Source organism: Pedobacter sp. 10L46_2, from assembly GCF_056395165.1.
The window spans coordinates 1-10,385 of record NZ_JBFTIZ010000176.1 but is presented as its reverse complement, the minus strand read 5'-3'; the positions used below and the strand labels follow the sequence as shown (position 1 = coordinate 10,385).

Here is a 10,385-nt window from a genome sequence, read left to right as displayed (position 1 = left end):
AAGTTCGACTTTACGCTGTTTAAGTGAGGTAAAAGTTGCAGGAAATGTAAGTGTAGAAGCGGCATTTAACCAGATCTTTGAACCGTCGGGTAAAGCCACCTGATATTGTTGCCCTCTTGCGGTAGTTATACTATTTAATTCAGAATTCTCTATGGCTGTTTTCTGTTCATCATCCTTTAAAGGTTTAGCTTTATAGGCCAATTTCCCGTCTGCAGTTTTGAAAATAGATACATTTGTTTGTTCAGCGATCAGACCTGTTGGCGCATCAGATAAAATTATCTTTTTCCCGTTTGCAAGGGTTAAAGTAGCCGTATTTTGAGCGGGTGCCACATCATTAATGGTGTTTGCTACTATAGAGGCCTTAGGCTCTGGACTGATTTGCTGATTGTAATAAAACAAACCACCACCAATTACAACTAACAAGCATGCAGCGGCAACAGCCGGATACCATAAGCGTTTTACTTTTGCAGGTGCCTTCTGTTCCATCAGCGATTTGTAAATCGCTTCAGTTTCCTGATTCAGCTCATCTTCAGAAAGTACTGGAATATTATCTTTAGAAAAATAATGCAGCCAGTATTTAGCAGTTTGTTCTTCCGCAGGAGTAGCTGTACCAGCACTCACCTTATCCAAAACTTTTTTAATATCTTTCTTTTCCATTGGCTCTTTAGAATATCCGCTGATTTGAATTTGGGATTCTGCTCATTGTTGACATAGACAACTCAGGAACACCAAATGGGGACAGCGTCTGAAATTATTTTTACAAATCAGGAGTTAATGATAAAAATCAAGTAAATAACAAGTCCTAATTTTAGCTTCAAGTGCTTCATTGCCCTTTTCAGCTGGGTATTTACTGTTGATTCCGCAACACCTAAATGTTCAGATATATCTTTTGCAGACATATATTGTTTGCTTCGTAACTCATAAACCTTTCGCATTCCTGGTGGCATTGCCGCTATTTCTTTTTCTATCATTGCAGTGATATCCTTTTCTCTTATCAGAAAATCGGTTTCTTCACTATCAACATCTATATAATGGTTTCCTTCGTCTGCATATCGGCGTAAAACATCTTTATGTCTAAAAACATTGAAAATCTTATTAAGAACAGATTTATAGAGATAACCAGAAAGGGTGGTTTTTAAATCGAGCGTTTCACGATTGTTTAACATCCATGCAAAAACATCCTGCACTATATCTCTGGATTCTTCTTTATTACCAAGTTTGTGATAGGCATAGAGATAAAGGGGCTTATCGTACCTCATGTAGATTTCCCTAAACGCCGCATCATCTCCAGACTTAAATAGCCGGATCAATTCACGTTCGTTATATTTGGTATAGTCTAACATATAAACAACTTCTCTAAAGTTAACTATTATCTGAATACTCAAATCAGAAAATATCCCCGTATTGAGAAAATTACAATCGGTTAATAAGAAAGGGCTCTAGCTGCTGATGGTTTTTAGGGCCTTGATAAGGCCAATCGCTCTATAAACACCCTAGCAAGGCCCTGTCAAAGCTTCGCCACACTTAACTCACTATCAAGTCTGAGGCAGTTTCGGCTCCATTTTTATTTTGTACAGCAGTTACATATTAATTTTAAACCAAATTTTATTTGGAATTGCGATTTCAATCTATATATTTGCATCTCCTCAGGATGCTAGCCATTGTTGATAAGGAACTTAAATAATATTATGAACACAATTTTGAACCATCATTTACATTTGCACCATCGCCAATTGGCGATGTATATGTAATGTTTTGTACTTCAAAACTTGTTTCCGACCTTATTTTCTTGTTCAATTCAATAATAATCAAAAGCACATTTGAAAACACTTAAAATCGCTATCCAGAAATCGGGTAGATTAAACGAAAAATCAGTAGAAATCCTTAAAAATTGTGGTCTATCTTTCGAAAACTACAAAAGCTCATTAATTTCAACTRTTACAAATTTCCCATTGGAAATCCTCTTCTTAAGAGATGACGATATTCCGGAATATGTACAGGACGGAATTGCCGATCTGGGCATAGTTGGCGAAAACGTAATTGTAGAGTCTGGCTCTGAAGTTACTTATCTTCAAAAATTAGGCTTCGGTAAATGCACACTTAAAATCGCAATCCCTAACGAAAGTCACATTACAGAAATTGCACAATTAGAAGGAAAAGCCATTGCAACTTCTTACCCTGTAATCCTTGAAAAATACCTTAAAGATAATCATGTAAATGCTGAGGTTCGTACCATATCCGGATCTGTAGAAATTGGTCCGGGTTTAGGATTAAGCGACGCGATTTGCGATATCGTTTCAACTGGTGGAACATTAAAAAGTAATGGCTTGAAGCCATTCTCAGAAGTGATGAAATCTGAGGCTATATTGATTGGAAAAGAAGGCTCAGAATTATTACCTGAAGTTCAGGAATTGTTGCAAAGGATCCGTTCGGTACTGCGTGCAAAAGAGACCAAATATGTTGTGCTGAATGTGGCTAAGTCTAACCTTAAAAAAGTTGTAGATCTTTTGCCTGGTGTAAAAAGCCCGACTGTAGTTCCATTGTTTGATGAGGACTGGGTTGCTGTACATTCGGTAATTGCAGAGCATGATTTCTGGGAAAAGATCAATAGTCTTAAAGCAGCCGGCGCACAAGGAATTGTTGTTATGCCTATTGAAAAAATCATTGCTTAATCATAAGATCACAATAGAAAAACGCCTATTTTATCATTAACTAATAGTTAAACTTAAAATATAACAACTTGAAAATCTACAGTTATAAGGATTTATCTAAACAAGAGATTGAATCGATCTGTTTAAGGCAGCTGGAAGACGACGCTACAATACAAGACCGTGTAAAAGGCATAGTGGATGCTGTTAAAACCGACGGAGACAAGGCTTTGTTTAGCTTTGCAAAACAGTTTGACCAGGTTGAATTAACACAGCTGTTCATCGGAAAAAAAGAGATTGAAGAGATAGCCGCATCTATTCCTGCAGCTGCAAAAGCAGCTATTGATACAGCCTACCAAAACATCCGAACCTTTCATGCGGCTCAGGCCAATAAAGAAGAAAAGATAGAGACAATGCCAGGTGTAACCTGCTGGCGCGAAGCGAGGGCTATCGACCGTGTAGGCCTTTATATCCCTGGTGGATCTGCTGTTTTACCAAGTACTTTTTTGATGCTTGGAATACCGGCTATACTTGCGGGATGCAAAGAGATTGTGGTATGTTCCCCTCCTCAAAAAGACGGAAAAACAAATTGTTATCTGGCCTATTGCGCTTTGAAATTGGGAATTGAAAAGATCTATCTGGTGGGAGGTGCACAGGCGGTTGCCGCAATGGCTTACGGAACAGAAAGCGTACCTAAGGTATACAAGATTTTTGGCCCAGGTAACCGTTATGTAACACAGGCAAAACAGCTGATACAGTCGACAACCATGACTGCAATTGATATGCCTGCTGGTCCTTCGGAGGTCCTAGTGCTTACAGATGAGACTGCCAATCCGTCATACGTTGCTTCCGACTTACTTGCACAAGCAGAGCATGGAGCTGATAGTCAGACCATACTGGTCTCTACCTCAAACGAAATCATAACTAAAACACTTGAACAAGTTGAAATTCAACTAAAAGAACTTCCACGAAAAGACGTAACTGCCCTTGCAATAGCAAATTCGTATGCTGTACTGGTAAAAGATCTGGAACAAGGTATGGAATTTAGCAACACGTATGCCCCAGAGCATCTGATCCTTTCCACAGACCATTTTGAACCACTTATACCGCTGATAGCTAACGCAGGATCTGTATTTTTGGGTAATTTAACTCCGGAAAGCGCAGGAGATTATGCTTCGGGCACTAACCACACTTTGCCTACAAGCGGCTTTGCAAAAGCTTATTCAGGTGTTTCACTTGATTCGTTTGTAAAGAAGATTACCTTCCAGCACATCAGCCCTAAGGGTTTAGAAAATATTGGTAACACTGTTGAGGTACTCGCAGAAGCGGAAGGCTTAAGGGCGCACAGAAATGCGGTAAGTATTAGATTGAAAGACATAGTTTAACAAGCCCAAAAATTAATCCCGTTAACATGGATATTAATAAATTACAAAGAGAAAACATTAAAAACCTTCGCCCCTATTCTACGGCGAGGGATGAATATAAAGGGCAGGCCAGCATATTTTTGGATGCCAATGAGAACAGCTATGGCTCTCCATTAGATCAGAATTACAACCGCTACCCTGATCCTTTACAGCTTGATCTTAAAGATGCAATCAGCAAAATCAAAGGAGTTCCAATTGAAAATACCTTTCTTGGAAATGGAAGCGACGAGGCAATAGATCTTCTTTTCAGAGCTTTTTGTGAGCCGGGGATAGATAACATCATCATCCTTCCTCCTACTTACGGCATGTATGAAGTTTCAGCAAACATCAACAATGTTGAAATACGTAAAGTCGATTTACTACCTAGCTTTCAGCTGGATCTTGAGGGCATTGCAGAGGCTATTGATGAGCACACTAAACTGATCTTTATCTGCTCTCCAAATAACCCTACCGGAAACTCAATTATCCGCACAGATATTGAAACCGTACTGGCTAATTTCAATGGTTTGGTTGTGATAGATGAGGCATACATTAACTACGCAAAACAGCGCACATTTATTAAAGAATTAACGGAGTATCCGAACCTTGTGGTATTGCAAACTTTCTCTAAAGCCTGGGGTTTGGCAGCCCTGCGTTTGGGTATGGCTTTTGCCGCCCGTCCGGTTATAGATGTGCTGAATAAAGTTAAACCTCCGTATAATATAAACCAGGCCACACAGGATATTGCTTTGAAAGCTTTGGAGAATATAGAACAGGTAAATGACTGGATTAAAATTACTGTCGAAGAAAGAGATAAATTAAGTACAGATCTGGCTGAATTGGCCATGGTAAAAAAGGTATATCCATCTGATGCTAATTTTATACTAATACAGGTTGATGATGCGTTAAATACATACAACGCCCTGGTAGACCAAGGTATCATCATCAGAGACCGATCTAAAGTATCATTGTGCGAAGGATGCCTGCGCATCACTATCGGAACCACCCAAGAAAACGAAATCCTCTTAAAAGCCCTAAAAACACTATAATGAAGAAAGTATTATTTATAGACCGTGATGGTACACTCATTAAAGAACCCGCGGATGAGCAGATTGATTCATTTGCCAAATTAGAATTTTACCCTAAAGCACTATACTATCTTTCAAAAATTGCAGCAGAGCTGGAATATGAGCTGGTAATGGTTACTAATCAGGATGGTTTAGGCACAGATTCTCATCCTGAGGAGCACTTCTGGCCGGTACATAATTTCATTATGGATACTTTTGCCGGTGAAGGCGTAGAATTTAGTGAGGTAATTATCGACAAAACCTTTGCCCACCAGAATGCAATAACACGCAAACCCAATACAGGACTATTGCAACATTATTTTACCGAGGCCTATGATCTGGACAATTCATTTGTAGTTGGCGACCGTATAAACGACGTTATCCTGGCTAAAAACCTTGGTGCAAAAGCCATATGGATCTGTAATAATGACCAGCTTGGCGCTAATGAAAAGCTTGAAAAGGCGGAGCATTTAACCGAGTATATTGCTTTAAGAACCCAAAATTGGGTGGATATCTATACCATGCTTAAGGCTGGAACAAGAACAATTACTCATGAACGCAATACCAATGAAACAAAGATTAGCATTGGCATTGATCTGGATGGAACTGGCAAAGCTGATATCGATACAGGCTTAAATTTCTTTAACCATATGCTTGACCAGATTGCGCGTCACGGAAGTATTGATTTACGAATCAAGACCAATGGCGATTTGCATATAGATGAGCACCATACTATTGAGGATACTGGTATTGCACTTGGAGAAGCTTTTGCCAAGGCTATAGGTAACAAACTTGGTCTTGAGCGCTATGGTTTCTGCTTGCCTATGGACGATTGTTTAGCTCAGGCAGCAATAGACTTTGGCGGGCGTAACTGGATTGTTTGGGAAGCAGATTTTAAACGTGAAATGGTTGGCGATATGCCTACGGAAATGTTTTATCACTTCTTTAAATCATTTAGTGATGCGGCAAAATGCAACCTGAACATTAAAGCTGAAGGCGAAAACGAGCATCATAAAATTGAAGCTATATTTAAAGCCTTTGCCAAGGCAATTAAAATGGCCATTAAACGTGATGCTGAAAAGCTGGTTTTACCCAGCACTAAGGGAGTATTGTAATTAGATAGCCGTCATCTCGACTTTAGGAGAGATGATGGGAACGAGAAATAAAGAATTGAATAATGATTGGAATAGTAAACTACGGCGCCGGCAACATCTTTTCCCTTACTTCTGCATTGGAAAGGTTAGCTATACCCTTCGGAATGGTAAACACAGAAACTGACCTGGACAAATACACCCACATCATTATTCCAGGTGTGGGACATGCCGGAGCAGCAATGAACAAACTGGAGCAAACAGGGCTTGTTGAGCCAATAAAGGCATTAAAAAAACCGGTACTTGGCATCTGCGTGGGCATGCAATTACTTACCGAACATTCGGAAGAAGGAAATGCCGACATGATGAATATAGTACCTGTTAAAACAAAACTATTCGATAAGAATCAAGGGATTAAAATCCCGCACATGGGTTGGAATAATATAGATCATAAAAACAATTCCTTGTTTGAAGGTGTTGAAAATCTGACACAATTTTACTTTGTGCATTCGTACTTTATTGAATATAACCCTACTTTTGATATCGCGACTGCAAATTATGGAAAACCATTTTCTGCAGCAGTGCAAAAGGATAATTTCTATGGCGTACAATTTCATCCAGAGAAATCTGGTATCGCCGGAGAGCGTTTATTAAAGAATTTTTCAAACTTAAAACAGTAAAATGTACATAATTCCCGCAATTGATATTCTAGATGGTAAGGTAGTTCGCCTTAGAGAAGGTGATTATAACCAAAAAACAGTATATGATGTTTCCATCGCTGAAATGATAGACACTTACCGGTCTAATGGTACAGAATTCATACATATTATTGATCTAAATGGAGCAAAAGGAGATTTCAGTAACCAGGCAGCGCTTTTTGACATCATTAGGAAAACCGACATGCGTGTTCAGTATGGAGGTGGTATCCGCACAATTAAGCAAGTTACAGATTTGCTTGACGCAGGTATTCATCGTGTTATTGTTGGCACACAGGCCATTACCAACCCTGATTTCTTAAAAGATCTTAGTGCTGAAGTAGGCAAAAAATATGACTATGCCAACCGTATTGTTATTGCTATTGACGTATTAGACGAAGTAATTAAATACTCAGGCTGGATGGAAAGTTCACCAATTAAGCTAATGGATTATGTTGACAAGTGCTTACAACTTGGCTTTTTCAGGTTCCTATGTACAGATATCAACAAAGATGGSAAACTAGGTGGCGCAGCCGTAGATTTGTATAAAAAACTATTGGAGCACTCTCCGTTTATAAAACTGATTGCATCGGGTGGTATCAGTTCAATGGCCGACATTGAAGAACTGGCAAACCTGGATATCCGTTCAGTAGTTGTTGGCAAGGCAATATATGAAAACAGGATTTCTATTGATGAAATTAAGCAATGGAATCTGAAGCAAATGACCTCTCTTTAACCGATGTTAAGCAAACGTATTATTCCATGCCTTGATGTTAAAGATGGGCGCACGGTTAAAGGTGTAAATTTTGTTGACCTTAAAGATGCCGGGGATCCGGTTGAACTTGCCTGGCAGTATGCGCAGCAAGGAGCTGATGAACTGGTGTTTTTAGACATTACCGCAACTCATGAAAGACGTGGTACCACGATAGAAATGGTGAAGTCGGTAGCCCGTCAGCTAAATATCCCGTTTACCATAGGTGGGGGTATAACTACCATTGCTGACGCTGAAGCACTATTGAATTCCGGTGCTGACAAGATCAGCATTAACTCTGCGGCAGTCAGAAACCCCTCGTTAATTGAGGATTTAGCTAAAGCATTTGGTGTTCAGTTTGTAGTGGTGGCTGTTGACACTAAACTGGTAGATGGCAAAAATATGGTTCACCTTAATGGCGGACGGTTGATTACTGAACTGGAAACAGAAGACTGGATTCTTAAGGCTGAAAGTTTGGGAGCAGGTGAAATTCTATTGACTTCAATGGATCACGACGGTACTAAAAATGGCTTTGATTGCTTATTACTTGATAAAATAGCACGATCTATCAACATCCCTGTAATTGCCTCGGGTGGCGCAGGGAAGGTTGAACACTTTACGGAGGTATTTTTAGAGACAGGTGTTGATGCTGCTTTGGCAGCCTCGGTTTTTCACTTTGGTGAGATTCCTATCCCCTATTTAAAAAGCGAATTAAAAAAACACAATATACCGGTAAGGTTGTAGCAAAATCTTGTAACTAAAGCGGCCGTCATCCTGAATTTATTTTAGGATACCTGTAATTATACAGGATGTACAAACCCTGGAAGTTTTAATGCTGGGTTATATGAACCAGGAAGCATGGGATAAAACACTTGCAGAGGGAAAAGTTACTTTCTTTTCGCGCAGTAAAAACAGACTATGGACTAAAGGTGAGGAAAGCGGAAACTTTCTTTTTGTAAAGGAAACGCATATAGATTGCGATAATGATACAATTTTAATAAAAGCTACGCCGGTAGGTCCTACTTGCCATACAGGTTCTCGTAGCTGCTTTAAAACTGACTACAACCAGAACTTTATATTTGAGCTGGAACAGATCATTGCCGATCGCTATGAAAACCCTTCTGAAGAATCTTATGTAAATAAGCTTCGTTCAAAAGGGCTCAATAAAATTGCACAAAAAGTTGGTGAAGAAGGTGTTGAAACTGTTATAGCTGCACTGGCCGAAACTGATGTGGATTTCGTTAACGAAAGCTCCGACCTGATCTTTCATTTATTGGTTTTACTTAGAGAAAAGGGCAAAACCCTGGCAGATATCGGCTTAAATCTAAAAGGTCGACATAGCAAATAATTATATGTTAAAGCACTTACATACACTTAGCGGTCATCAAAACCCAATTTATGCACTTGCAAGTCCTGCTGCAAAAGAAGGCTTCTTCTTTAGCGCAGGCAATGATAAAGGCGTAGTAGAATGGTCATTAAAAACAATGACCTTTGTTAAGGTTCTGGTGCCCGTACAAAGCTCCGTATATGCTTTACATAGTTATAAAGATTTACTCTTTATAGCACAAAGAAGTGGGTTAATTCTTGTATTTGACATAAAGCTTGAGAAAACCATTGCTACTTTAAGTCATCACCAAAAGGGAGTATTCGATCTAAAAACCATTGCTTATAAAAACGAACTTTTAAGTACCGGAGAAGATGGAACAGTGGCTGTATGGTCGCTCAGTGATTTCTCATTGCTATATAATTTCCCTGTTTTACACAATACAGTTCGTACCATTGCGATAAGCAATTCAGAAGAAGAAGTTGCTTTTGGTTGTAAAGATGGAATTATCAGAGTTTACAATTCTTTGGATTATAGCTTAAAGATTGAGTTGAGCAGTCATAAACTCCCAATCACTTCATTGCAATATGCTCCGAATGGAGCATCTTTAATTTCGGGTGGCCGTGATGCACAATTAAAGGTATGGAACTTACCAAACTATGAATTGGCAAATAACATAGCAGCACATATGTTCAGTGTATACACTATCGCCTTCCACCCTACTCAGCCTTATTTTGCTACCTGCAGTCAGGACAAGAGCATTAAGCTATGGGGAGCCAATGATTTCAAACTATATAAGATCCTTAGTTTAGAAAAAAATACGGAGGGCCATTTCCATTCTATTAACAAACTCATCTGGAGTTCAGATGGTAAATACCTGATCTCTACAGGCGATGACCGACAGGTAATGGTTTGGGAGTTTAATTCTTAAAGTATACTATTTTTTTAAGGAAAGTTTGTTTAAATTGGAGGCTACTAAGTATAAGTTATGGCCAAAGAACATCTATATCAAACGAGTTTAACATGGACAGGTAATAAAGGTTCAGGAACAATGGACTACCGGTCTTACGAAAGAAGTTATATCATATCAATAGACCATAAAGCGGATATCCAGGGATCATCAGATTCGGCATTTTTAGGGGATAAAACCAAACACAATCCAGAAGATTTGTTGGTTTCATCATTATCATCATGCCACATGCTTTGGTTTTTACATCTATGCTCTCAAAATGAGATCATAGTATTGGATTATACCGACAATGCCGTAGGAAAAATGGCCGAAGAACCTAGTGGAAGCGGTCATTTTACCGAAGTTATTTTAAACCCTGTGGTGGTAATTAACAATGAGGACCACATAGAAAAAGCGAATTCATTACACGAACAGGCAAACAAGATGTGCTTTATTG

Annotated in this window: 11 protein-coding genes and 1 pseudogene; 10 read left to right on the top strand and 2 right to left on the bottom strand. The window is 39.1% G+C overall.

Going from position 1 to position 10,385, the window contains the following annotated elements:
• Positions 1 to 657 (bottom strand): annotated as a pseudogene (locus AC1DDX_RS17585) (hypothetical protein); the annotation flags it as partial.
• A 107-nt stretch (positions 658 to 764) separates the two neighbouring features.
• On the bottom strand, positions 765 to 1,343 hold the full coding sequence (locus AC1DDX_RS17580; RefSeq protein ID WP_337715630.1) for an RNA polymerase sigma factor: 579 nt from the start codon (positions 1,341 to 1,343) through the stop codon (positions 765 to 767).
• A 477-nt stretch (positions 1,344 to 1,820) separates the two neighbouring features.
• On the opposite strand from AC1DDX_RS17580, the gene hisG reads away from it, so the two are divergent.
• From hisG to AC1DDX_RS17530, 10 genes are all read left to right on the top strand, one after another.
• Complete coding sequence (hisG, locus tag AC1DDX_RS17575) at positions 1,821 to 2,672, top strand: ATP phosphoribosyltransferase (protein ID WP_477622338.1); 852 nt, start codon at positions 1,821 to 1,823, stop codon at positions 2,670 to 2,672.
• Positions 2,673 to 2,740: 68 nt separating this feature from the next.
• Complete coding sequence (hisD, locus tag AC1DDX_RS17570; RefSeq protein ID WP_288880646.1) at positions 2,741 to 4,033, top strand: histidinol dehydrogenase; 1,293 nt, start codon at positions 2,741 to 2,743, stop codon at positions 4,031 to 4,033.
• Positions 4,034 to 4,059: 26 nt separating this feature from the next.
• Complete coding sequence (hisC, locus tag AC1DDX_RS17565) at positions 4,060 to 5,100, top strand: histidinol-phosphate transaminase (protein WP_337715631.1); 1,041 nt, start codon at positions 4,060 to 4,062, stop codon at positions 5,098 to 5,100.
• Positions 5,100 to 6,233, top strand: coding sequence for a bifunctional histidinol-phosphatase/imidazoleglycerol-phosphate dehydratase HisB (gene hisB, locus AC1DDX_RS17560; RefSeq protein WP_337715633.1), 1,134 nt, complete (start codon positions 5,100 to 5,102; stop codon positions 6,231 to 6,233). The genes hisC and hisB overlap by 1 nt, the downstream gene beginning before the upstream one ends.
• Positions 6,234 to 6,295: 62 nt before the next feature.
• Positions 6,296 to 6,889, top strand: coding sequence for an imidazole glycerol phosphate synthase subunit HisH (hisH, locus tag AC1DDX_RS17555; RefSeq protein ID WP_172660697.1), 594 nt, complete (start codon positions 6,296 to 6,298; stop codon positions 6,887 to 6,889).
• A 1-nt stretch (position 6,890) separates the two neighbouring features.
• Positions 6,891 to 7,640: a 1-(5-phosphoribosyl)-5-[(5-phosphoribosylamino)methylideneamino]imidazole-4-carboxamide isomerase gene (gene hisA / locus AC1DDX_RS17550; protein ID WP_172660698.1), complete on the top strand. Its 750-nt coding sequence runs from the start codon at positions 6,891 to 6,893 to the stop codon at positions 7,638 to 7,640.
• Positions 7,641 to 7,643: 3 nt separating this feature from the next.
• Positions 7,644 to 8,399, top strand: coding sequence for an imidazole glycerol phosphate synthase subunit HisF (gene hisF, locus AC1DDX_RS17545; protein WP_172660699.1), 756 nt, complete (start codon positions 7,644 to 7,646; stop codon positions 8,397 to 8,399).
• A 34-nt stretch (positions 8,400 to 8,433) separates the two neighbouring features.
• A complete protein-coding gene (hisIE, locus tag AC1DDX_RS17540; protein ID WP_477622339.1) occupies positions 8,434 to 9,003 on the top strand; it encodes a bifunctional phosphoribosyl-AMP cyclohydrolase/phosphoribosyl-ATP diphosphatase HisIE in 570 nt (189 codons plus the stop codon).
• Between the two features lie 4 nt (positions 9,004 to 9,007).
• On the top strand, positions 9,008 to 9,910 hold the full coding sequence (locus AC1DDX_RS17535; protein WP_288880638.1) for a WD40 repeat domain-containing protein: 903 nt from the start codon (positions 9,008 to 9,010) through the stop codon (positions 9,908 to 9,910).
• Positions 9,911 to 9,967: 57 nt separating this feature from the next.
• Positions 9,968 to 10,385: OsmC family protein (locus AC1DDX_RS17530; protein ID WP_477622337.1), on the top strand; the 418-nt coding region annotated here is incomplete at its 3' end.

What these genes read in the sequence shown, in the direction of transcription:
- AC1DDX_RS17580 (WP_337715630.1), bottom strand. Translation starts at nt 1,343, where the DNA reads ATGTTAGACTATACCAAATATAACGAACGTGAATTGATCCGGCTATTT.
- hisC (WP_337715631.1), top strand. Translation starts at nt 4,060, where the DNA reads ATGGATATTAATAAATTACAAAGAGAAAACATTAAAAACCTTCGCCCC.
- hisB (WP_337715633.1), top strand. Translation starts at nt 5,100, where the DNA reads ATGAAGAAAGTATTATTTATAGACCGTGATGGTACACTCATTAAAGAA.
- hisH (WP_172660697.1), top strand. Translation starts at nt 6,296, where the DNA reads ATGATTGGAATAGTAAACTACGGCGCCGGCAACATCTTTTCCCTTACT.
- hisF (WP_172660699.1), top strand. Translation starts at nt 7,644, where the DNA reads ATGTTAAGCAAACGTATTATTCCATGCCTTGATGTTAAAGATGGGCGC.
- AC1DDX_RS17535 (WP_288880638.1), top strand. Translation starts at nt 9,008, where the DNA reads ATGTTAAAGCACTTACATACACTTAGCGGTCATCAAAACCCAATTTAT.